Origin of the sequence: Nonlabens ulvanivorans, assembly GCF_032922765.1 — a bacterium.
GTDB classification, from domain to species: Bacteria; Bacteroidota; Bacteroidia; order Flavobacteriales; family Flavobacteriaceae; genus Nonlabens; species Nonlabens ulvanivorans.
Genome location: NZ_CP136694.1, coordinates 890,189 through 911,625, shown reverse-complemented (window position 1 = coordinate 911,625; position 21,437 = coordinate 890,189). Strand labels below are relative to the sequence as shown.

At 33.3% G+C, this 21,437-nt stretch carries 25 protein-coding genes; 17 read left to right on the top strand and 8 right to left on the bottom strand.

The window, feature by feature from the left end:
• The first annotated feature begins 27 nt into the window (after positions 1-27).
• Together uvrB and R1T42_RS04215 are read left to right on the top strand one after the other, a co-directional pair.
• Positions 28-2,028 carry an excinuclease ABC subunit UvrB gene (gene uvrB, locus R1T42_RS04220; RefSeq protein WP_317291423.1) on the top strand — a complete coding sequence of 667 codons (2,001 nt, stop codon included), beginning with the start codon at positions 28-30 and terminating at the stop codon, positions 2,026-2,028.
• A gap of 179 nt (positions 2,029-2,207) precedes the next feature.
• On the top strand, positions 2,208-3,446 hold the full coding sequence (locus tag R1T42_RS04215; RefSeq protein ID WP_317291422.1) for an autotransporter outer membrane beta-barrel domain-containing protein: 1,239 nt from the start codon (positions 2,208-2,210) through the stop codon (positions 3,444-3,446).
• Positions 3,447-3,578: 132 nt separating this feature from the next.
• On the opposite strand, the gene R1T42_RS04210 is transcribed toward R1T42_RS04215, so the two are convergent.
• Together R1T42_RS04210 and R1T42_RS04205 are read right to left on the bottom strand one after the other, a co-directional pair.
• Complete coding sequence (locus tag R1T42_RS04210) at positions 3,579-4,010, bottom strand: Hsp20/alpha crystallin family protein (protein ID WP_317291421.1); 432 nt, start codon at positions 4,008-4,010, stop codon at positions 3,579-3,581.
• Positions 4,011-4,120: 110 nt separating this feature from the next.
• The gene (locus tag R1T42_RS04205) at positions 4,121-4,531 is read right to left on the bottom strand and encodes a hypothetical protein (protein WP_317291420.1); all 411 of its coding nucleotides are present in this window, start codon (positions 4,529-4,531) and stop codon (positions 4,121-4,123) included.
• 80 nt (positions 4,532-4,611) lie between these two features.
• Between R1T42_RS04205 and R1T42_RS04200 the strand changes: the two genes are divergently transcribed.
• Positions 4,612-5,379, top strand: a complete 768-nt coding sequence (locus R1T42_RS04200) for an alpha/beta hydrolase (RefSeq protein ID WP_317291419.1) — start codon at positions 4,612-4,614, stop codon at positions 5,377-5,379.
• 66 nt (positions 5,380-5,445) lie between these two features.
• Positions 5,446-6,717, top strand: coding sequence for a DUF2254 domain-containing protein (locus tag R1T42_RS04195; RefSeq protein ID WP_317291418.1), 1,272 nt, complete (start codon positions 5,446-5,448; stop codon positions 6,715-6,717).
• Here the strand turns inward: R1T42_RS04195 and panB are convergent.
• Positions 6,714-7,532 (bottom strand): 3-methyl-2-oxobutanoate hydroxymethyltransferase, encoded by an 819-nt coding sequence (gene panB, locus R1T42_RS04190; protein ID WP_042296876.1) that lies wholly within the window; start codon positions 7,530-7,532, stop codon positions 6,714-6,716. The genes R1T42_RS04195 and panB overlap by 4 nt on opposite strands.
• A gap of 58 nt (positions 7,533-7,590) precedes the next feature.
• On the opposite strand from panB, the gene R1T42_RS04185 reads away from it, so the two are divergent.
• A complete protein-coding gene (locus tag R1T42_RS04185) occupies positions 7,591-8,082 on the top strand; it encodes a nuclear transport factor 2 family protein (protein WP_317291417.1) in 492 nt (163 codons plus the stop codon).
• Positions 8,083-8,085: 3 nt separating this feature from the next.
• On the opposite strand, the gene R1T42_RS04180 is transcribed toward R1T42_RS04185, so the two are convergent.
• The 3 genes from R1T42_RS04180 to R1T42_RS04170 all read right to left on the bottom strand — a co-directional run bounded on the left by R1T42_RS04180 (position 8,086) and on the right by R1T42_RS04170 (position 11,655).
• Complete coding sequence (locus R1T42_RS04180; RefSeq protein ID WP_317291416.1) at positions 8,086-9,453, bottom strand: PH domain-containing protein; 1,368 nt, start codon at positions 9,451-9,453, stop codon at positions 8,086-8,088.
• A gap of 154 nt (positions 9,454-9,607) precedes the next feature.
• Entirely contained in the window at positions 9,608-10,114 is a 507-nt protein-coding gene (locus tag R1T42_RS04175) for a PH domain-containing protein (protein ID WP_317291415.1), read from the bottom strand.
• Positions 10,115-10,209: 95 nt separating this feature from the next.
• Positions 10,210-11,655, bottom strand: coding sequence for an L-serine ammonia-lyase (locus tag R1T42_RS04170; RefSeq protein WP_317291414.1), 1,446 nt, complete (start codon positions 11,653-11,655; stop codon positions 10,210-10,212).
• A gap of 209 nt (positions 11,656-11,864) precedes the next feature.
• Between R1T42_RS04170 and R1T42_RS04165 the strand changes: the two genes are divergently transcribed.
• A complete protein-coding gene (locus R1T42_RS04165; RefSeq protein WP_317291413.1) occupies positions 11,865-12,281 on the top strand; it encodes a hypothetical protein in 417 nt (138 codons plus the stop codon).
• Here the strand turns inward: R1T42_RS04165 and R1T42_RS04160 are convergent.
• Positions 12,278-12,928, bottom strand: a complete 651-nt coding sequence (locus tag R1T42_RS04160; protein ID WP_317291412.1) for a DUF2490 domain-containing protein — start codon at positions 12,926-12,928, stop codon at positions 12,278-12,280. The two genes, R1T42_RS04165 and R1T42_RS04160, sit on opposite strands and share 4 nt — an antisense overlap.
• 365 nt (positions 12,929-13,293) lie before the next feature.
• Between R1T42_RS04160 and R1T42_RS04155 the strand changes: the two genes are divergently transcribed.
• From R1T42_RS04155 to R1T42_RS04130, 6 genes are all read left to right on the top strand, one after another.
• The gene (locus R1T42_RS04155) at positions 13,294-14,157 is read left to right on the top strand and encodes a sigma-70 family RNA polymerase sigma factor (protein ID WP_006795068.1); all 864 of its coding nucleotides are present in this window, start codon (positions 13,294-13,296) and stop codon (positions 14,155-14,157) included.
• A 277-nt stretch (positions 14,158-14,434) separates the two neighbouring features.
• Positions 14,435-14,971: a tubby C-terminal domain-like protein gene (locus tag R1T42_RS04150; RefSeq protein ID WP_317291411.1), complete on the top strand. Its 537-nt coding sequence runs from the start codon at positions 14,435-14,437 to the stop codon at positions 14,969-14,971.
• A 60-nt stretch (positions 14,972-15,031) separates the two neighbouring features.
• Positions 15,032-15,613, top strand: a complete 582-nt coding sequence (locus tag R1T42_RS04145; RefSeq protein ID WP_317291410.1) for a hypothetical protein — start codon at positions 15,032-15,034, stop codon at positions 15,611-15,613.
• Entirely contained in the window at positions 15,610-15,876 is a 267-nt protein-coding gene (locus R1T42_RS04140) for a hypothetical protein (protein ID WP_317291409.1), read from the top strand. The genes R1T42_RS04145 and R1T42_RS04140 overlap by 4 nt, the downstream gene beginning before the upstream one ends.
• Positions 15,877-15,979: 103 nt before the next feature.
• A complete protein-coding gene (locus tag R1T42_RS04135) occupies positions 15,980-16,486 on the top strand; it encodes a TlpA family protein disulfide reductase (RefSeq protein ID WP_317291408.1) in 507 nt (168 codons plus the stop codon).
• Positions 16,486-16,974, top strand: coding sequence for an AAA family ATPase (locus R1T42_RS04130; protein WP_317291407.1), 489 nt, complete (start codon positions 16,486-16,488; stop codon positions 16,972-16,974). The genes R1T42_RS04135 and R1T42_RS04130 overlap by 1 nt, the downstream gene beginning before the upstream one ends.
• 23 nt (positions 16,975-16,997) lie before the next feature.
• Here the strand turns inward: R1T42_RS04130 and R1T42_RS04125 are convergent, their stop codons facing one another.
• Entirely contained in the window at positions 16,998-17,336 is a 339-nt protein-coding gene (locus R1T42_RS04125; RefSeq protein WP_317291406.1) for a winged helix-turn-helix transcriptional regulator, read from the bottom strand.
• 103 nt (positions 17,337-17,439) lie between these two features.
• On the opposite strand from R1T42_RS04125, the gene R1T42_RS04120 reads away from it, so the two are divergent.
• The 5 genes from R1T42_RS04120 to R1T42_RS04100 all read left to right on the top strand — a co-directional run bounded on the left by R1T42_RS04120 (position 17,440) and on the right by R1T42_RS04100 (position 21,425).
• A complete protein-coding gene (locus R1T42_RS04120) occupies positions 17,440-18,039 on the top strand; it encodes a nitroreductase family protein (protein WP_042272534.1) in 600 nt (199 codons plus the stop codon).
• Between the two features lie 128 nt (positions 18,040-18,167).
• Positions 18,168-19,625: a DNA recombination protein RmuC gene (rmuC, locus tag R1T42_RS04115; RefSeq protein ID WP_317291405.1), complete on the top strand. Its 1,458-nt coding sequence runs from the start codon at positions 18,168-18,170 to the stop codon at positions 19,623-19,625.
• Positions 19,626-19,751: 126 nt separating this feature from the next.
• Positions 19,752-20,372 carry a MarR family transcriptional regulator gene (locus R1T42_RS04110; protein WP_317291404.1) on the top strand — a complete coding sequence of 207 codons (621 nt, stop codon included), beginning with the start codon at positions 19,752-19,754 and terminating at the stop codon, positions 20,370-20,372.
• Positions 20,356-21,063: a DUF3307 domain-containing protein gene (locus R1T42_RS04105; RefSeq protein ID WP_042297306.1), complete on the top strand. Its 708-nt coding sequence runs from the start codon at positions 20,356-20,358 to the stop codon at positions 21,061-21,063. Before R1T42_RS04110 ends, R1T42_RS04105 begins: the two co-directional genes overlap by 17 nt.
• Positions 21,060-21,425: a hypothetical protein gene (locus R1T42_RS04100; RefSeq protein WP_036578928.1), complete on the top strand. Its 366-nt coding sequence runs from the start codon at positions 21,060-21,062 to the stop codon at positions 21,423-21,425. Before R1T42_RS04105 ends, R1T42_RS04100 begins: the two co-directional genes overlap by 4 nt.
• Positions 21,426-21,437 lie beyond the last annotated feature (12 nt).

Below are 21,437 nucleotides of genomic sequence, written 5' to 3'. Positions count from 1 at the left end.
ATTCAAAAAATCTTATTTTTACAACACATGAAATTTAAGATACAGTCAGAATTTAAGCCCACAGGTGATCAACCTAAAGCGATTAAATCATTAGTCGAAGGAATCAATAATGGAGATCAATATCAAACACTTTTAGGTGTTACAGGTAGTGGTAAAACATTTACTGCGGCAAATGTGATCCAACAAACACAGCGTCCTACATTAATCCTCTCACATAATAAAACACTAGCCGCACAACTCTATTCTGAAATGAAAGCTTTCTTTCCAGAAAATGCTGTAGAATATTTTGTGTCTTATTATGATTATTACCAGCCAGAAGCATTTATACCTAGTAGTGGTACTTATATTGAGAAAGATCTCTCTATAAACGAGGATATTGAAAAGATGCGATTGAGCACTACATCTGCCCTATTATCAGGTCGTCGTGATGTTATTGTAGTGGCTTCTGTATCTTGTTTATATGGTATAGGGAATCCTGTTGAGTTTCAGAAAAACGTTATTAGACTAAAGCGCGATGAAGTTATAGCTCGCACACAATTATTACATAAACTAGTTCAAAGCCTTTATTCTAGAACCACTGCAGATTTTAATCGAGGTAATTTTAGAATCAATGGTGATACGATTGACGTGTTTCCGAGTTATGCAGATTATGCCTTTAAAATTCATTTTTTTGGCGATGAAATTGAGTTAATAGAAACTTTTAATCCTGTCGATGGACGATTGATGGAACAATGGCAAGAAATCACCATATATCCTGCAAATATGTTTGTTACATCACCAGATGTATTGCAAAATGCTATACACAGCATACAAGAAGACCTGATAAAGCAGGTTGATTATTTTAAAGAAATAGGAAAACCGCTTGAGGCTAAACGACTTCAGGAACGTACAGAATTTGATTTAGAAATGATAAGAGAATTGGGTTACTGTTCTGGTATTGAAAACTATAGTCGCTATTTAGATGGACGATTGCCAGGCACACGACCTTTTTGTCTTCTTGATTATTTCCCTGAAGATTTTTTAATGGTTATTGATGAGAGTCATGTTACCGTACCTCAGGTAAGTGCTATGTACGGTGGTGATCGCTCTCGGAAAGAAAATTTAGTCGATTATGGTTTCCGTTTGCCTGCAGCAATGGATAACAGACCTTTAAAATTTGAAGAATTTGAGATGCTGCAAAACCAAGTCTTATATGTGAGTGCAACACCAGCAGATTATGAGCTTGCAAAAACTGAAGGTGTATATACGGAGCAAATTATAAGACCTACAGGACTGTTAGACCCGATTATTGAAGTGAGACCTAGTCAAAATCAAATTGATGATCTAGTAGAAGAAATTCAAAAGCGTGTTGATCTTAATGAACGTGTTTTAGTAACTACACTTACTAAAAGAATGGCTGAAGAATTAACGAAATACATGTCGCGTATTTCTATAAGATGTCGATATATCCATAGTGACGTAGACACTTTAGAACGTGTTGCTATAATGCACGACTTACGTAGTGGTATTTTTGACGTACTAATCGGAGTTAATTTATTGAGAGAAGGATTAGATCTACCAGAGGTGTCATTAGTAGCAATCTTAGATGCAGATAAAGAAGGTTTTTTAAGAAATAATAGATCTTTAACACAAACTATAGGACGTGCCGCACGTAATGTCAATGGACTAGCAATTCTTTATGCAGATAAGATTACAAACAGCATGCAACAGACCATAGACCAGACTGAATATAGAAGATCCAAACAAATTGCTTACAATAAAGCTCATGGTTTAAAACCTATGGCGATCAAGAAAAGTTTAGAAACAGCTCTTACTAAAAAGCGTGAAGCAACATATACCATCGAAAAATCTCTTAATCTAGCTGCTGCTGAAGAAGAAGCTACTTATTTAAGTAAGGATAAACTAGAACAAAAAATAAGGGATACACGCAAGCAAATGGAAAAAGCAGCAAAGGAATTAGATTTTATGGAGGCTGCGAGACTGCGAGATCAGATTAAAATGCTACAAGAAAAAGTAAAAGAAGCTTAATACTTACTTATTCATTAAAAAAAATCATCTTTTTCAACGATTTTAATCGGTTTTTAACGTTTTAATTCGATATATCGATATAAATCACGATTAAGAACTTAGAACCTTAGAAGCAAGACTATTGAGCCTATGTAAACCCATAGTTTTCAAGTATATTGAAATACTTTAAAACACTCATCATGCTCAAACCAAATATACTATTAATTGCACTTTTACTTTCCTTTATAGGATTTTCACAAGTCGGTATCGGAACCGTTGCTCCAACTGCTGATTTAGAAATTATGGCCAGAACTGGTTTATCTGCAGGTGAACATAATGGAATCATAATTCCGAAAGTAACCACGTTACCTGCTACTATAGCTCCATCGGGTACTATATTATATCTCGAAGGTGGCATAAATGCAGGATTCTATTTTAGTAATGGAAGCTCTTTTCAAAATGTAACTGATATATTGAGTGCTAGTGGTAATGGTGCATTTTATGATCGAGGTACCATAACAGATGTTACTGTTGATATATCTTCTGATTCTTATAGAATCGGACGCACAGCTTTTGGGCAAGACTCATCCAATGCTGCAATTGTAAGTATAGAAAATGAAACACCTGCTGGAGGAGATAAAAGGTTATTAGATCTTGAAAACAGAAATTCGAGTACAGCAATGGGCACTAACACATCTTTATTAAATGGTAATAATTCTAGTACACCAGGCGGACAGAAAGCTGGCGCTCTATTAAGTATCAGTAACACGGGAACAGGTAGTCATGTAGGTATCGAAAATACTGTTTTAATAAATAATAGTAGTGTCGTAGAAAATTACGGAATACATAATATCGTTGATGGAAACTCTACAGCAGTAGGAACTACCTATGGAATTAAATCTGTAACAGGAAATACAAACAGTTCAGGAATAAGATATGGCGTACATAGTACAGTTATTAATGATGGTTCACAAAATTCATACTCGGGTTGGTTTCAAGGTAGAAGTTTTGCCATAAGAAATCAGGATGCTACCGACGGATATGACATGCCTACTACTTCTGGAAATGCCGGTCAAGTTTTAACCACAGACGGATCTGGAACAGCAAGTTGGAGTGATGCAAATTCTGCCGGTTTCAAAACTAATATTAGAGCAATAAATACTGGAACCGCACTATCAACAGATCATACTTTAATAATTTCTGGAGATATTAGTATACCAGATGCTGTTACCAGCAATGCTGGTCAAATGTATATAATAGTTTTGGCCGATGGATCCAATAATTTAGTAGTAACAGCCTCTGGAAATGACTTTCTATATCCAGGAGGATCAGGAACTTTCGGTACGTTCGGACTGAATGATTCTGGAGGTGGAGTAAGAACAATTACCATTCAGAGTGATGGAACCAACTGGTATATTATTGATTTGCTAAGAAATTAAAATAAAAAAATCCCAGCCTATCGGCTGGGATTTTTTTTGCCTTACGTTAAGTAGAAGGACTTGTAACTAACCAAAAAAACCTCTTAACTTTCAATTGTGCAGCATTTGTAACTTCACAATCTCTATCCGTTATTACTTCAATGTAATCATACGCTTAGGCTGTGGTAATGCTTCCTCCTTTTTAGGAAGTACAACATTTAAGATACCATCATTATAATCTGCTGCTATATCTTCTTTATTTACCGTATCTGGCAAATTGAAGCTACGACTGAAAGATTTTAACGTAAACTCCTTACGTGTAAATTGCTCTGTTTTCTCTTCTTTATCGTTAATTACTTCAGAAGAGATGGTTAATACATCTTGATCAACCTCGATAGAAATATTTTCTTTTTTAAAACCTGGAATGATCATATCTAATTCAAATTTGTCATCTGCCTCAGATATATTAACCGCAGGATTCCATGATTTAATCGGCGCAGTACCACCCATATAGTCATTAGTAAACATTTCATCAATTAATGATGGTAACCAGTTGTTTGTTGTTGTTCTATGTGCAAGTTTCATAATTATTATTTTTAAAGTTGAACTTGCTTTCTATTAGACAAAACTAATACCAACACAAAAACCACGTCATAATGTCGTGGTTTTTCAATTAAATCATGACGTTATGTCAATTAATTATGATTTCGTTGATGAATGGACATCAATTCAGAAGGTGGAATCTCCCCATGTGGATACTTTTCCATGGTATTGAGTAAGGTATCTACAGTTGATTTACGAATCCCATATCTTAAAGCAGTTTGATATAATAACTGTAATTCAGCAGCATCTACATGGCCATCGATGTGCATCATCAACATAAGTCTATGAAAATGCACTACTCTTTTTACAAATTGTTTGGGTATCATAGTTTCTAACTCCTCAGGATGTTCCAACATGTGTGATAACTCCTTCTCATCCAACTCTAGTCGTTTACCTATTGCATGAATAAAAGCTATTTCCTCTTTTTTAATGTGCTGGTCAGCATGTGCCATAATAATAAGTTCACTCAATATGGCTTTCTTTTCTTCTAGAGTATAAGTCATTCTTTTGATTTTCAGTAAGCAATTTAATAGATTTATTTGAGTCTATATTTGTAACTGTCTATAATTAATCTGATTAGTCTATGAAATTTCTATACATTCTTTGCTTGCTTATGTCTCATATTATATCTGCTCAGCAAATAATCATTGATTCTGTCCAGTATAAAGAAGACTATCGTAAGGTTAGATTATATCTTCCTGATAATTATCAAACAAATGAACTACCGCTATTAGTAATGTTAGATGGGCAAAACCTGTTTGATGAACAGACGAGCTATTCTGGTGAGTGGAATGTAGACGAAAGTATTGCTTCTTTTCCAGAGAATAAGCAATCTATTGTGATTGCCATAGATCATGGCAACGAGTTGCGTATGGAAGAATTAACTCCTTTTGAAAATGAAAAATATGGTGGTGGCGATGCAGAAAACTTTCTGCTATGGATTATGGAAAAGGCGCTTCCAGAGACCATAGCAAAATTTGAATTAAAGATCAATAGGAATAAAATTGCCATAGCTGGTAGTTCTTTAGGAGGTTTATTTGCATATTATGCAGCGATTCAACATCCTAATTTTTTTCAATCAGCAGGTATATTTTCTCCATCATTTTGGTGGAGCAAAAAATCCTTTCAACTCATAGACCAAATTGAAGGAATAAAAAATCAACATTATTTTTTTGCAGCAGGAACAGAAGAAGGAAAAGATATGTTAATAGACATGAAGAGTATGCATGATTTGACACTTCGCAAAGGCGCCACAGTTACTTATCTTGAAGAAAAAGGAGCACAACACAATGAGACTCAATGGCGAGCCACCTTTCTTACATTTTATCACGTATGGATTAATGACCTATAATTTCAAATTAGGATAGTTGTGATTATTTTAACCAGCTATTATATTATCTAGCCTTAAATTGAGGTAATGAAATTCATTTATCTAAGAATAAAATCATTTTTTAATTCTATTACGGGAAGTATTGCCTTCTACCCTACTTTATATGCTGTTCTAGCATTAGGATTTGCATTTCTTATGAAATGGTTAGAATCCATCGGTATATCGAGATATTTACAAAATTCATTTTCCCCATTAGTAGTTAATGATATTGAAACGGCAAGAAATATATTAACCACGCTTATCGCTGGTGGCATTAGTATATTAGTTTTTTCATTTTCAATGGTAATGCTTTTATTGAGTCAAGCCGCAACAAATTATTCTCCCAGAGTTCTACCTAGTCTGATTTCTAACAAAACTCATCAGGTAATTTTAGGGGCATTTTTATCTAGTATAATATACAATATCATAACCATTATAGGTATAGAACCATCTGGAAAAGATTATCAGATACCTGGTTTTTCAGTACTCATCGGTATCATAACAGCATTAATTGCACTAGCAGCATTTGTTTACTTTATACATAGTATTTCTACCAGCATACAAATCAATAATATTCTTAATAATATATACCAAAACTCAAAAAGTCAATTAGAAACTGAGATTGAACATGATAATGGTAAAAAGGAATTTCCTGATAGTAAAAACTGGAAAACTTACAACTCTATACAGTCCGGAACTATTCAAAACATAAGCTCTACAAGTTTAAAAAGTTATTGTGCCGATAATGATATCCAACTAGAAGTATTATTTCATAAAGGTGAATACCTTATCATGGATAGTCCTTTATTTAAATGCAATAAAGACCTGGACAAAGAGGAAATTGACGAAATACTTAAAAACTTTTTATATCAAGAATCAGAAATTGTAAAAGACAACTATGTATTAGGCTTTAAACAAATTACAGAAATAGGTATTAAAGCAATGTCTCCGGGAATTAATGATCCTGGAACCGCTATTAATACCATTAACTTTCTTACTGATCTATTTGCTGTACGATTAAAAAAATCTGATCATTCCATTATCATGAATGATAACAAACCCATTTTAAAACTATCTATTATTCCATTTGATCATTTCATGCATAATATCGTTGCGCCATATAGAAATTACTGCAGCCATGATTTCACGGTAATGATGTCGTTAATTCAAATGATGAATCGTTTGAAAAAATGTAAAAACCTTAGTAATAATAACAAAGCTACATTAGACCATCAATTAAAATTGATGATGCATGATGCAGAAAATGGAATTAAAAATCCAGCAGACTTAAAGGTTTTAAAAAGCACTATTGATAGTTAATATTGCTCTTTATCGTTAGGGAAATCAACATCCTTCACATCTTTTACATATTGACCTACAGCATTACCCATTTCTTCATAAAGATTTAAATAACGTCTTAAAAAGCGAGGATTAAACTCATGAGTCATACCAAACATATCATGAGAAACCAGCACCTGACCATCCACACCACTACCAGCTCCTATTCCTATCACAGGAATGGTAAGACTGTCTGCTACCTCTTGTGCTAATGCAGCGGGAACTTTTTCCAGAACAATGGCAAAACAACCCCAACGTTGCAATGCCAGAGCATCTTCTTTAAGCTTTTCTGCCTCTGCTTTTTCTTTTGCTCTGACAGTATAGGTTCCAAATTTATAAATCGATTGCGGTGTCAAGCCTAAGTGTCCCATCACTGGTATACCTGCATGCAATATGCGCTTAATGGAGTCTTTAACCTCACTACCACCTTCTAGTTTTACAGAATGCCCACCACTTTCTTTCATGATTCTAATAGCACTACGCAACGCCTCTTTGGGATCACTCTGATAACTACCAAAAGGTAAATCGACAACAACCAGCGATCGCTCTACAGCTCTCACCACACTACTTGCATGATAAATCATTTGATCTAGCGTTATAGGTAAAGTCGTCTCATGACCTGCCATTACATTACTAGCACTATCGCCTACAAGAATAACGTCTACACCAGCATTATCTATAATGCGCGCCATTGTATAATCGTAAGCGGTAAGCATCGATATTTTCTCATTATTACGTTTCATCTCAGTAAGGGATTTTACTGTGATTCTTTTGTACTCTTTTTTTGCAGTTGACATAATTTTGGCAATATATATTTAGTAAAAATACTAATATTACCACACTAAATAAGACAACATGAGAAGCTCTTTATTATTGATAGGTTTTATGATACTCGCTTTCGCGAAAGCGTTTGCTCAACAACCTACTGTTACAGACAGCGTTACTACTACAGTAAGCATAGTAGAAAAGGTTAAACCTGCAGATGCTGTTATAAAATTTTTTGAATATTTTCATCAAAAAGATACACTGGCAATGAGAGAAATGATGGCCGATAAGGTAACAATTAATTCACTGATCATATCTGAGAGTAATGGAAGAAGAGTGATAGATACTACTGTCGATGATTTTCTTAAAGGTATTGCTCAAATTCCTGACAGTGTAAGTTTTGAAGAACGGTTAATTCAAATAAAAACCACAAATAGTGTTGATATTGCCACGGTAAGTACTAGTTATGAGTTTTATATGAATAAAGGATTCACACATAACGGGACTAACGTTTTTACATTAATTTACATAGATGATAAATGGATGGTTGCTGGTATTACAGACACTAGACAGTACCCATAAGGACTACATCCAGCTTTTGTTAGATTGGATGACTTGATTATTAATATCGTTTTGCATCGCGTTAATATCTTCATCTTTCAGATATTTAAGTTTTCTAGAGCCACCAGCAGTATGTACTTTAAGATGAGCTTCTCCTCTACGTTTAATAAAAATACTGCGCCATTTCTCAACCGCTTGTGTTTTATAAACTGGTGAGATTATGATGGAATTAAATAACCATCCTTTATAAAAAACTATAAAATCATCATCTCTGGTAAGTTTACTATACTTACCGTACTGGTAAGCCATGACTCCTACTATACCAACAAATACAACTGGTATAAAAATAGCCCAGTAAAACTCAAAAAATATAGCTATACCAATCAACGGTAAACCAAAAATACTAGCGATGTACATATCTAATCTCGCATGAGACCATGGGTTTGCTAACAATTCTTTCTTTGGCTGTTCTAATGTATCTTCAAAAATGAGGTGTTGTAATTGAGATTGTAAAACTGATTGACATGCCGGGACTTCTACACTAGATATTTGATTGTTTTGCGATTGCGCTTGATAAATGCGAGCAGTTTTAAAATCAAGAAGCTTGCGTAATGGGTTGGAATGAAATTCTAAAAGTTGAATCTTAGATAATGGAATCTTAATTTCTTTTTTACTCAGTAAGCCCATTCTTACTTCTAGATAATCATCTTTTAATTCCATTTTATAATCATAAAACTTATTAATCGACATTACTAAACTCACCACTACTGAGGCTATTATAAATATAATAATAGCTCCTATTCCTATTAATAAAATTGATGAACCGAAAGCTTCTGGTTGTTTTACGGCTTGTTCAATATCAACATCTACAGATTCAAAAATATCACCAAAAAAATTCTCTACAACATCTTTAATTTTATACCAAAAACCTACAACCACTCCTATAGCAAGTCCACCACTGCGCAAATGATTTTGAGTTATACCAACTTTTAATAGGTCTATAAAACTCAATTGCAAAATAATTTTGGAATCATTTTTTACAGAAGGGATGTCTTCTGTATCAGACGTTTCGACATAAGTGATAGGACTAGCTTCTACAGCTTTCTTTTGTTTTTCTCGTCCTAATAATGCCTTAAGCTGCTCAGCAAAATGTCGATCTAGCGCAGGTATTTCTAATTCTTTTGCTTTAGATCCTGCTGTATCAATTTCTACAGCAACCAGACCTAGAACGCGCTGCGCAATATTTTGTGTGATATTAATGGATTGTATACGCTCTACAGGAATTGCTTTACGCTTTTTAAAAATCCATCCTTTTTGGATAATTAGCTCATCGTTTTCAACATGAAATTTAAAAAACCAATACTGTACAATTGGCCCCACTAAAGTTGCCATTATAACTAGTAAAGAGACTGCCGCTATCCCCATAAAACTATTCCATGAACGCATAGAAAATGCAGCAAAAAAAATGAATGCAATCAGACCTTTTATACCTTTAAAAAGATAAAATAATATGGAAAGTTTACTTTGTCTAGTTGGCTTTGAAATATCAAGCATGCTGTGCCGTCTTTTCAGAAATGTATTCTTTTATAGCAACCGCTTTATCTGGATCTAATCCTGATATGCTAAGATCACTACTAGATCCACCTGCCGTATAAATATCTAATTCACATAATTTAAAATATCTATCGATAGGTCCGTGATTAATCTCTGTATGTTGAATGCGATTAAACGGTATCGTTATCTGATGATGGAATAACCATCCATGCCTGTAAGTAATATCATGTTCACGTAGTACGTATCCACGAACAAAGAATTCCTTATAAGAAATAAAAACACTGAGTATTAAAAATACGAACCAAGCAACACCTGCAGCTTTCCAAATCCAAGGATATTCCTCTACCATAAAGAATAGAATAATTACTCCAGCAAGTACAGGAATAAAAAAGAATAATTTTGCTACTAACTTTTTATTTAAAAAACGTCTAGGATGTTTTTCAAAATTGCTAAGTTCTACTACAGGAAGTTGATGAGATAATAATTGTTCATTAGTCATATTAATTCATGAGTCTAATAAGATTAAGAAATGTTACATAATCGCATTTATCTTCATAAAAATAACGCATTCATTAATATCAAAGAAAAACAATTCTAACAATCAGATAATGCAACATTAACAGCAAGTCCGCCTTCACTAGTTTCTTTATATTTTGTATTCATGTCTTGTGCAGTTTGCCACATCGTCTCGATCACTTTATCTAGAGGCACTTTAGCATTTGCAGCGTCTGCATCTAGTGCCATTTCACAAGCATTAATAGCCTTTATCGCTCCCATAGCATTACGTTCTATACATGGTACTTGTACAAGTCCACCTATAGGATCACATGTCATACCTAGATGGTGTTCCATCGCTATCTCACTAGCCATAAGAACTTGAGCTGGTGTTCCTCCCATTAATTCAGTAAGAGCACCAGCAGCCATAGCACTACTCACTCCTATTTCTGCCTGGCAACCACCCATTGCTGCACTAATGGTTGCTCCTTTTTTAAATAAAGAACCTATCGCACCGGCAACTAGTAAATATTTTTTTATATCCTCAAAATCTGCATCATGATTTTCTATTACCATATAGTACATCATAACTGCAGGAATAACTCCTGCGCTACCATTAGTAGGTGCGGTCACTACACGACCTAAAGAAGCATTTACCTCATTTACGGCTAGCGCAAAACAAGATACCCATTTTAAAATTTCTCTAAATTTTACTTCAGTAGCTCTGATGGCATCGATCCATTCATATTTATCAGAGTATTCAGCTCCTTTTTTGAGTTTAAAATGTGTATCAAAAGCACGACGTCTTACATTTAATCCTCCTGGCAGGGTACCTTCACTATGACATCCTATGTACATAGAATCTAGCATTACGTCCCATATTTCTTTAAAACGCTTATCTATTTCCTCTTCAGTATGAAGATATAGTTCATTCTCTAAAACGATATCAGATACACGACGACCTTCTCGATCACAATAATCTTGTAGATCTTTTGCTTTCTCTATAGGTCTTGGAAAACATTCAAAATCCAGTCTTTTTTGCTTTGCTCTTTTACGTTCTTCTTGAACGACAAAACCACCACCTATAGAATAATATTTTTCTGATACAATTTTTCCATTTTCTAAAAACGCTCTAAAACGCATACCGTTAGGATGATAAGGTAAAAACTTCTTGTGAAAATGGATATGAGTATTGGGATCAAAATCAACAAGATGAACACCATCTATTTGTAGTTTCTTATGCTCTTTCAGATAATCAACTTCTACAGGAATTTGATCAATCTCACAGGTCTCTGGATCTGCATCTAATAATCCCATGATAACTGCAATGTCTGTAGCATGACCTATACCTGTTAACGATAGAGATCCATATAAATCAACCTCAATACCTTTAACAATTGCAATTTTATTAGTGTCTTGCAATTTTTTAATAAAACGTCTTGCAGCACGCCATGGTCCTAAAGTATGAGAACTCGAAGGTCCTACACCTATTTTGAGCATGTCAAATACACTTATGGATTCTATCTTTTTAGCGGTCTCTATCATATCTTAAAACATTGCTATTTTATTAGTACTACAACGTTATTTCAGGCATCAAATATAGAAGATATTATATGATAAAGAATGATGAATTTGATTAAGAAATTCATCTAATTATCAGTTTTAAAAGACATGCTTATTTTATTTCACAAATGGTAATTTTCTAACCACCATAACGACTTCCTTTCTAGAATTATATTATATAGATTTGTGTTATGAGAATTGAAATAATAAGGCTTGCAATAGATTTTGGTTTGGTTGTACTAATTTGGATGGTACAACTATTAATATATCCCGGTTTTAAATATTTTGGCAGTAAAGGACTATCCAGCTGGCATCGCATTTATACCCGTAATATGACATTTATTGTAGCTCCTATGATGGTAATACAGCTAGCTATAATGGTGTATTTCTGGATATATTATCCAGCGATGCATGCCCAAAATATCCTATTTACCATTTTAGTGTCTTTAACATGGCTAACAACTATGATATTTTTTATCCCAATGCACTCCAATATAGATAAAAACGCAACCGATTTAAAACTATTGAATAAGTTAACAAACTGGAACTGGATGCGTGTACTATTATGGAATGCTATTTTAGTTCTTGATCTATTCTTGTTGTATTAAATATTTTGAAATACACTGAACACTAATTGACCTTTTTTAATCGATGGAGATAATTCATGCATATAGCCTGCCTGAAACTTAAAGTCGTCATTAAGCTTATAACCTATTCCTGCAAAAGTCCAGTTTCTATCAAAATACTGTACACTTCCTAAACCTGTGCTAGTCTGACCGTTAATAAAGGTCTCATTCCACAGAGCAAGATAATAGGTATCGTCGACAATTTGTTTATTATTAAAAGGCACATTTACAAAAAGCATGTATCTATAACGGGTACGGAAATCTTGATTCTCTACAAATCTTTCTTCAATTCTTATACGATGCTTGATTTCAAAAAAATCCGATACCTCACTATCCCACCAAATGTCTTGATGTAAACGGTGCTCGTAACTAGTAGCGTCACTACTACCAAAAGAACCGCTATTAAAATAGCCATATCCAGTATATAATTTAATTTGAGTTCTTTTAGGTTGATAGCCTATAGATACACGACCTATAAATTGTTGAAAATCATCAGGAATTTCATAAGTTCGATATTGAAAATCAACAGCCACTTTTAATCGAGCACCTATATTGCTATTTACAAAGTATTGAGTCCACAGACCTGTTTTGTCTATAGACTCTTGCCCTGACAGAATTAAACATGACATTAACAATATAATAAGGAGTGTAACCTGTCTCATAATTTAAAAATAACTAACAAATAAAGTACTCTGAAATCACAACTAAGGTATTCTTAACCCAATTCTAACAATAAAATAAAAATTATTTATCAATTGTAAAGTCTTTGTATTACTAGCGCTGTTGATGTATACGCTTTCGCGAAAGCAGAATTATCAAACAATATATGTAACAAAAACTGCGTTATTACGACTAATGAATTGTAGCGTATCTCGCACTATTACTGGTCTGAATAAGTGTCAGAGAAAGTTGTTTTGGTATGATTATTGCTACTATGCTTTTGTATGACAAAAGCTGTCATGCGACTATTAACTTTTTAATCTTTATACATTAAATGAGACAACTCAAAATCACCAAGCAGGTTACTAACCGTGAGTCTAAATCGCTAGATAAGTACCTACAAGACATCTCTAAAATTGATCTAATCACAGCAGAGGAAGAAGTGGAACTTGCACAGCTTATTAAAAAAGGTGATCAGAGAGCTCTTGAGAAATTAACTACAGCAAACTTACGTTTTGTGGTTTCTGTGGCTAAGCAGTATCAAAATCAAGGGCTTAAACTTCCAGATCTTATTAATGAAGGTAATGCAGGTCTTGTAAAGGCTGCCAAAAGATTTGATGAAACTCGTGGATTTAAATTCATCTCATACGCAGTATGGTGGATCCGTCAGTCGATTCTTCAGGCACTAGCAGAGCAGTCACGTATCGTGCGTTTACCTTTGAACAAAATTGGATCTATAAACAAGATTAATAAGGCATTTTCACATCTTGAGCAATTGCACGAGCGTCCACCTTCACCAGAAGAACTAGCAAAAGAGCTAGACATGACGGTAAGTGACGTAAAGCAGTCTCTTAAAAACGCAGGTCGTCACGTATCGATGGATGCACCTCTTAAAGAAGGAGAAACTTCTAACCTTTACGACGTAGTACGTAGTGGTGAGTCGCCTAATCCTGATAGAGAGTTGATGCATGAATCTCTTACACTTGAGATTACTCGCGCACTAGAGACACTATCGCAAAAAGAGGCAGATGTTATTTCTCTATACTTCGGTATAGGAAATCAGCAGCCTATGAGCTTAGAAGAAATCGGTGAGACTTTTGATTTAACTCGTGAGCGCGTGCGCCAGATTAAAGAAAAAGGAATCAAAAGATTGCGTCAAAACTCAAGAAGTAAAATCCTTAAGTCATATTTAGGGTAGTCAGTCCCTACATCATTTACTAAAAGCGCCTCTTGGGCGCTTTTTTTATCGGGTGTTTTTTAAATATAAATCCAATTTATCTATACCTGCGCATCTTTTAAAGCAAGTGTGAGAAACAGAATTATGTTGTAGATTTATGTTGTGAAAAAAACAGATTTTAAAATACTCCTTACTCTATTTATAATTGCTACGATTATTTTTGATTTTTTTCCTTCCTATCAAAGTCCATCTTTTAGATATACTGACTTAATTGTTTAGATAAAACTTTTACTAAAAAATGATTTACATTATAACGCACATAGGGCATTCATTTAATTTATATGAAGAAGAAAGTGGTGAACAAATTCTAAGTGCTCGTTGGGACACATTATTAGGTAGTTGTAGAGGTGTAGTTAAAGACTTAGAAGGTTCAATTTTATACACTATTAAAACGCATTTTTCTATTTGGAAATGGAGATTTAAAGCTAGCATTAAAAAAAATATTGGGTTAACTTTATTCTTAGAGAGTAAAAATGGATGGCATAATTTATACGAACTTTATTATCATGGTGTTAAATACAATCTTAAGATTCATAAAAGAAGAAAGAAATCCATTTTTAAAAATGGCCTTCAAATAGCAGTAATTGATGAAGCCCTAGTTGAACATATTTACAGAGATAAAATTAAAATTGAAACCAATAGTCCCGAGGATATTGAGATTATATTTTTTATGATCTTTAGCTTAAAAATAGGTGATGATAAGGAAACTGGCTTAACTTTTGATTTTGGGCAAATTGGTAAAACACAACCAATAGATAATGAATGGATTGCTTAGTGTTTAAAATCTAAGCCGATAACCACAAATAATATCGAAGAACGCCTATTCAAAGTTTGGATGAATGAATCGTTTATAGCAGAATTTGAACAATGGGTTTATCAATCCGAGGAACTAAAGGAGTATTTATCTGCAGATGCTTATTTTGATTTTTTAGACTTGAATTATAAAAGTGAAACAGCTAATCATGATTTAAAAAGTCTCATTTCTAAAGAAATATCGATAAGTCAGCTTGAAACTTGGTCATTATTACATCAATTAGATTGTGTAAAGCAGCGACGAGGCGATTATTATAAATTCATTGAAAACTTTTATAATCTAGATTATTATGGATATACGTTTATGAGCAAACTTGCTTATGATTACTCTTTTTATATGAACTATCCATTTGGGAAATACGGAACCTATGATTTTAACGAATTAACTACGTTTAAGCAAAATCAACTTATTAATGAATTTTATCCTTCCATATTAGAAGCTGTTAATGAAGTGGAACAATGGTTATTAAATGAAAATGTTATCCTTTTAGGTGGCAAGAATTACTTTAATGATTTAAAATTTATTGACCATAGAGCTTCATCAGAAACCAAAAAGAATCATACTGAAAAAGCAGAAAAAAAGTGGTGGAGATTTTGGAAATGAAAAAGCTTGTATTAAAATATAGCTTTATGTTTTTAGGTGCTGTTTTGATGTTTGTTCTCAATTACAGCTGGCTACACAATGTCCTCATTCCAAATCCGTGCTATTATCATTTCCATAATCCTAATGTCGTAATGGAACTGTTTTATGATTTTGGTTCTAGCTCAAACAATCATCCAGAGCCTAAACTCATTAATTTACTATTAACGATATCTTTTGGGCTAATTATAGGTTCTTATACTTTTACATATTTAAACGTTAGTTAATAGTTTAATGATTATAATCTAATCATCTCAAATAATTAATCAAGCTCTTACACTACTCATTTTTGTATCTTTAAATATTCTATGCAACTAAAGCCTTTACATTATGAAACATCTTATAATCATAGTATTTACCCTATTAAGCATTACATGTCATGGTCAGAAGAAAAAGATGTGGGCAAAATCTTTTCTTCATAAACCTGCTCCGCAATTGGTAGTTGAAGAATGGGTTTCTAACCAGCCAGATACTAAAGGTAAATTTATATTAGTTGATTTTTGGGCTACTTGGTGTGCACCATGTAAAAGAGCGATACCAAGTTTAAATGAATTTCAAACAGAATTTAAGGATGACTTGGTAGTTATTGGCATTAGTGATGAATCAAAAGAAAAAGTACTGAGACAGCGCAACCCTAAAATAGAATACTACAGCGCACTCGATTCTCAACAACGCATGAAAACAGCTCTAGAAGTAAAAGCGATCCCTCATGCTATATTGATTGACCCAGATGGTATAGTAGTATGGGAAGGTTATCCATTATTAGCAGGAAACGAGCTTACCTCTGAGGTTATCGCAAGGCATATAGCCAGTTATAAAAAGAAGAAAAAGAATTAATGATACATCTTATTGTAGGCAATACTGGATCTGGTAAAACGACTTATTCCTATCAATTAAAAAAGAAACATAAAGCGATTATATTTTCAATTGATAAATGGAATAAAGAATTATACCTAGCAGATAAAAAACCTCAGGATGGACTAGATTGGTTTCTCGAACGAATCGATAGATCCGAAGTAATTATCCTGGATTTTATTGAGCAATTAGAATCATGTAACGTTGATTCTATATTGGATTTAGGATTATCAAAATTAGAACATCGTAATAAATTTAGAGATTTTGCCTTATCTCAAGGTTATGAAATTAAAATACATTTTTTAGATATACCTAAGGAAATCCGATGGTCTCGAGTGTCTAAACGAAATATCGAAAAAGGAAATACCTATGAATTTGAAGTTACTAAAGATAACTTTGAATTTATGGAAGAATGGTTTGAAGCGCCCAGTACGATTGAAATGTCAGATGGAATACTGATTAAGCAATAGCTTTTACTAATTATCAATACCAATTACAATTCAGAATAACCTTGCGAAACAGTATTTCCCCAATCTGCGATAGATTTAATTAAAGGTATAAGAGTTTTACCAAATTCGGTTATCGAATACTCCACCTTTAATGGTGGTTTAGTAGTATAAACTTTACGTTCTACGATACCATCTTCTTCAAGAGTTTTAAGCTGCAGACTTAGTGTTCTCTCGGTTACCGTAGGCATTTCTTTTCTTAATTCATTATATCGCAATGGACCTTCAATAAGATGATATATAATAACAGTTTTCCATTTTCCTCCTATAATCCCCATTGTAAGGCTAGCACAACATGGATATTCTTTCCCTTTAAATGAATACATAAACTTTTCTAAAAATTAAACAATCTTGTTTCATCATCATTGCAAAGATATAATACTATACATACTTTTGTAGCTATAATAATTATAGTTTAAAAATAGCATAATGAGTTTTATAAATGCAATGCAAGAACGTTATACGACCAAGCAGTATGATAGTTCAAAAAAAATAGATGGAGATACAGTAAATCAGTTAAAAGAAATTTTAAGATTAAGTCCGTCTTCTATTAATAGTCAACCATGGAAATTCACATTTGTTTCTGATCAAGATACTAAGGAACAACTATCTAAAGTATCCTGGATCAATACTAGCAAAGTTGTTGATTGTGATACGCTTGTCATTTTTAGTAGAATTGATAATCTAGATCTATTCGAAAAGCAAATCGAATCAGAACTGCCTAAAGGTGCTGTTGATTACTATAAAGAAAACGTAAAGCCGCAACCGGTAGAACAAACTAAGGCTTGGTTTGATAAGCAAGTATATCTGGCGTTAGGTGTTTTTCTTAGTGCTTGTGCAGACATGGGAATAGACGCTACACCTATGGAAGGGCTTGAACCTAAAAATTATGATAAGATTTTAGGACAAAGTGACTACGCAACTTTAGTTGCTGTTGCTATAGGTTATAGAGATCAAGATGATTTCAATCAACCTAGTAAAAATCCTAAATCTAGAATTGCTCTAGATCAAGTTATCGAGAGTATTTAAGATTATTCAATAAGTTTAAATGATAGCCCAAATTATTTGTATAGATAGTTTGGGCTTTTTAATAACTTCTTCTTCTTTCATTTTTAAGCTCTAGACTTCCTTTTTACCTTTACATAAATTCATTATTTATGTCTTCAGAGCTTTCTGTTTTGTTATTTGTTTTGCTAGGTGTCATCTTAGGTGCTGTAGTTACCTGGTTATTTATGAAAACGCGTTTCTCGGGTTCTTTAAATCTTCTTGAATCTGAAAAATCTCAGTTAACGTCTCAGCTTCAACATCAAAAAGAAGCTCTTATTGAACGTGACCAATTAAGGTTAGAATCTAGTAATCTTAAAGCTCAAATCGCTTCTAAGCTTGAAACACAGCAAGACTTGAATCAAAGGCTTGATAAGCTTGAAAAACAATATATAGAAGTTAATCGTGAAAAAAACAACCTAGAAATACTTCTTGCTGAACAGCGTACGTCGTTTGAAAAAGCAAATGAGAAACACGCCGAAGCGCAACAAGAAATCGAAAAGCTGAATGAAAAATTCACCAAAGAATTTGAAAATTTAGCTAATAAAATTTTAGATGAAAAAAGTTCAAAGTTCACTGATCAGAATAAGAAAAACATCGAGCAAATATTAAATCCTTTACAAGAGAAAATATTAATGTTTGAAAAACGAGTTGAAGACACTCATAAAGACACGATTGAAAGACAAAGTATTCTTAAACAACAAATCATAGGACTTAAAGAGCTTAATAAACAAATGAGTAAGGAAACAACTAACCTTACTAAAGCCTTAAAAGGAGATGCTAAAATGCGAGGTAATTGGGGTGAGCTGGTATTAGAAAGAGTTCTTGAGAAATCTGGACTTGAAAAAGGTTCTGAATATGAAGTGCAGCAAAGTTTTAAAACAGAAGAAGGAAAGACTGTTTTCCCAGATGTGGTTATTAACCTTCCTGGTAGTAAAAAAATGATTATAGATTCAAAAGTATCACTAAATGCTTATGAACGTTTTGTAAATGAAGAAAATGAAGAAATTCAAGATCGTCATTTAAAAGAACATGTTAACGCTCTTAAAAAACACGTAAATGATCTATCTGGTAAAAATTATCACGAGTTATATCAGATTGAAAGTCCAGACTTTGTATTACTCTTTGTACCTATAGAACCAGCATTTGCCATGGCGCTCAACGCAGATAGTAATTTATATAGCGAGGCATTTGATAAGAATATCGTTATTGTAACACCTACTACTCTACTGGCCACATTACGTACCATTGATACAATGTGGCAAAATGAAAAACAACAAAAGAACGCATTAGACATTGCAAACGCAGCAGGTGGATTGTATGATAAATTTGTACTTCTTACAGAAGACCTTATTAAAGTAGGTAGTCAATTAGATACCGTTAAGAAAAGTTATTCTTCAAGTATGAATAAACTAACAGAAGGTTCTGGTAATTTGATAGGTCGTGTAGAACGTTTAAAAAAGTTAGGAGCAAAAGCAAATAAAAGCCTAAATGAAAAATTACTAAATCGCGCTATCGATAATGATCCTGACTTTTTAGAAGGCAGTGATGAAGAGCCTCGCTTAAATTAATTTTTATTACTCATTTATGTAATACTACTACATTATTACACTTTTACGTAATAATTAATAATATTACACAATAATGTAATATATTTGAATTATTACATCATCAGGTAATAATTTTAATGAAACGATATGGAAGTAGTAATTGCAGGTGATATTATAGGATCAAAGAAAAATATCCCAGATGATTATCTCAGCGTTATAGAACCTATTCTTAAGCATTATTGTAAAGAAGGTATGTATCAAATATATAGAGGTGATAGTTTTCAAGGATGGATTAATACACCAGAACTAGCCCTATATGCTAGCCTACAAATAAAAGCGGCGCTTAAAGTAAAAGAAACACTAGACGTACGTATTGCCATAGGTTTAGGTCATATCAATCTTATAGAGCAAAACATAGCATTATCTACAGGTAGTGCATTAACCCGATCTGGAGAACTGCTAGATTCCTTAAAAGATAAAGATCAAAACTTAATGGTCAACAGTGGTAATCCATTAGATTTCTATATGAATACCGCCTTAAAAATGGCACTTTTATCATTAAACCATTGGACCGCAAACGGAGCCTCAGTGATTAACTTAATCATGAGCAAACCTAACATCACACAAGAAGAGCTAGGCCAGCAATTAGGTATTAAGCAAGCTACAGCCAGTAGAAGACTAGATCGAGCACACTGGAAAGAAACTCAAGAACTACTACACCTATTTCATCAATACTATAAAGACGTCCACGATGCTACTACTCATTAAACTACTTATTGCTCATTTTCTAGGTGATTTTATATTACAGACCAATTCCTTTACTAAGAAAAAAGAAAAACATCAACTCAAATCTCCACATTTATACATTCATGCCATCATACATGGGCTATTAGCACTACTGTTTTTAAATGAAATAGAATTGTGGTGGGCTGCATTAATCATAACTATTACACATCTTATCATTGATGCTGGTAAGTTGAAGCTAACTACAAAAAAGAATAGTAGATCGTTATTTCTTATCGATCAGTTATTACACATCCTAGTCATTATTGGACTTTACTTATTAATAGAACAGGTTGACCTAATAAACACGTTTCAACTATCAGAGCACACTTGGTTATTTATATTATGTTCCATATTCCTTACTAGTCCTGTAGGGATCATGCTCAAAGTGTTTTTTACAAGATGGAAACTAGATGAGAAAGATACTGGTATTGACTCTTTAAAAAATGCTGGGAAATGGATAGGAATGATTGAAAGACTACTAGTATTTATATTTATCATCTCGGGCAATTTTAGCGCGGTAGGCTTTTTACTAACTGCAAAATCCGTATTTAGATTTGGTGATTTAAGTAAAGCAAAAAATATGAAGCTAACAGAGTACGTTTTAATAGGCACATTGCTTAGTTTTGGTATCGCAATCCTCGTAGGTTTGCTCTTTAATAGTTTAATGATATGAAAAAGATTTTAGGTGTAATACTCGCAACCATTCTTATAATGGCCGTTTTATGGTACAGCTTTCTATATTTTGCTAGTTATTCTGATGGGTACAGGTCTGGCGAATTAATTAAATTTTCCAGTAAAGGTTATCTCGTTAAAACTTGGGAAGGCGAAATTTCTCAAGGTATCAGCGGTGCTCAAATCTTTTCGTTTTCTGTAATGGACAGTGAACCTGAAGTGATTGAAAAATTACAAGAGTATCAAGGTAAATATGTGAAATTAAAATACGAAGAGAAATTCGGAACCTTTTTCTTTTGGGGTGATACTAAGTACTTTATCACTGAGGCTACTTTAGAAAACTCTCCTCATTTTAATAAATAAAACTTTTTAGAT

Excerpts from the sequence above, each read along its gene's own strand:
- uvrB (WP_317291423.1), top strand. The coding sequence starts at position 28 with ATGAAATTTAAGATACAGTCAGAATTTAAGCCCACAGGTGATCAACCT.
- R1T42_RS04215 (WP_317291422.1), top strand. The coding sequence starts at position 2,208 with ATGCTCAAACCAAATATACTATTAATTGCACTTTTACTTTCCTTTATA.
- R1T42_RS04210 (WP_317291421.1), bottom strand. The coding sequence starts at position 4,010 with ATGAAACTTGCACATAGAACAACAACAAACAACTGGTTACCATCATTA.
- R1T42_RS04205 (WP_317291420.1), bottom strand. The coding sequence starts at position 4,531 with ATGACTTATACTCTAGAAGAAAAGAAAGCCATATTGAGTGAACTTATT.
- R1T42_RS04200 (WP_317291419.1), top strand. The coding sequence starts at position 4,612 with ATGAAATTTCTATACATTCTTTGCTTGCTTATGTCTCATATTATATCT.
- R1T42_RS04195 (WP_317291418.1), top strand. The coding sequence starts at position 5,446 with ATGAAATTCATTTATCTAAGAATAAAATCATTTTTTAATTCTATTACG.
- panB (WP_042296876.1), bottom strand. The coding sequence starts at position 7,532 with ATGTCAACTGCAAAAAAAGAGTACAAAAGAATCACAGTAAAATCCCTT.
- R1T42_RS04185 (WP_317291417.1), top strand. The coding sequence starts at position 7,591 with ATGAGAAGCTCTTTATTATTGATAGGTTTTATGATACTCGCTTTCGCG.
- R1T42_RS04180 (WP_317291416.1), bottom strand. The coding sequence starts at position 9,453 with ATGGCAACTTTAGTGGGGCCAATTGTACAGTATTGGTTTTTTAAATTT.
- R1T42_RS04175 (WP_317291415.1), bottom strand. The coding sequence starts at position 10,114 with ATGACTAATGAACAATTATTATCTCATCAACTTCCTGTAGTAGAACTT.
- R1T42_RS04170 (WP_317291414.1), bottom strand. The coding sequence starts at position 11,655 with ATGATAGAGACCGCTAAAAAGATAGAATCCATAAGTGTATTTGACATG.
- R1T42_RS04165 (WP_317291413.1), top strand. The coding sequence starts at position 11,865 with ATGAGAATTGAAATAATAAGGCTTGCAATAGATTTTGGTTTGGTTGTA.
- R1T42_RS04160 (WP_317291412.1), bottom strand. The coding sequence starts at position 12,928 with ATGTCATGTTTAATTCTGTCAGGGCAAGAGTCTATAGACAAAACAGGT.
- R1T42_RS04155 (WP_006795068.1), top strand. The coding sequence starts at position 13,294 with ATGAGACAACTCAAAATCACCAAGCAGGTTACTAACCGTGAGTCTAAA.
- R1T42_RS04150 (WP_317291411.1), top strand. The coding sequence starts at position 14,435 with ATGATTTACATTATAACGCACATAGGGCATTCATTTAATTTATATGAA.
- R1T42_RS04145 (WP_317291410.1), top strand. The coding sequence starts at position 15,032 with ATGAATGAATCGTTTATAGCAGAATTTGAACAATGGGTTTATCAATCC.
- R1T42_RS04140 (WP_317291409.1), top strand. The coding sequence starts at position 15,610 with ATGAAAAAGCTTGTATTAAAATATAGCTTTATGTTTTTAGGTGCTGTT.
- R1T42_RS04135 (WP_317291408.1), top strand. The coding sequence starts at position 15,980 with ATGAAACATCTTATAATCATAGTATTTACCCTATTAAGCATTACATGT.
- R1T42_RS04130 (WP_317291407.1), top strand. The coding sequence starts at position 16,486 with ATGATACATCTTATTGTAGGCAATACTGGATCTGGTAAAACGACTTAT.
- R1T42_RS04125 (WP_317291406.1), bottom strand. The coding sequence starts at position 17,336 with ATGTATTCATTTAAAGGGAAAGAATATCCATGTTGTGCTAGCCTTACA.
- R1T42_RS04120 (WP_042272534.1), top strand. The coding sequence starts at position 17,440 with ATGAGTTTTATAAATGCAATGCAAGAACGTTATACGACCAAGCAGTAT.
- rmuC (WP_317291405.1), top strand. The coding sequence starts at position 18,168 with ATGTCTTCAGAGCTTTCTGTTTTGTTATTTGTTTTGCTAGGTGTCATC.
- R1T42_RS04110 (WP_317291404.1), top strand. The coding sequence starts at position 19,752 with ATGGAAGTAGTAATTGCAGGTGATATTATAGGATCAAAGAAAAATATC.
- R1T42_RS04105 (WP_042297306.1), top strand. The coding sequence starts at position 20,356 with ATGCTACTACTCATTAAACTACTTATTGCTCATTTTCTAGGTGATTTT.
- R1T42_RS04100 (WP_036578928.1), top strand. The coding sequence starts at position 21,060 with ATGAAAAAGATTTTAGGTGTAATACTCGCAACCATTCTTATAATGGCC.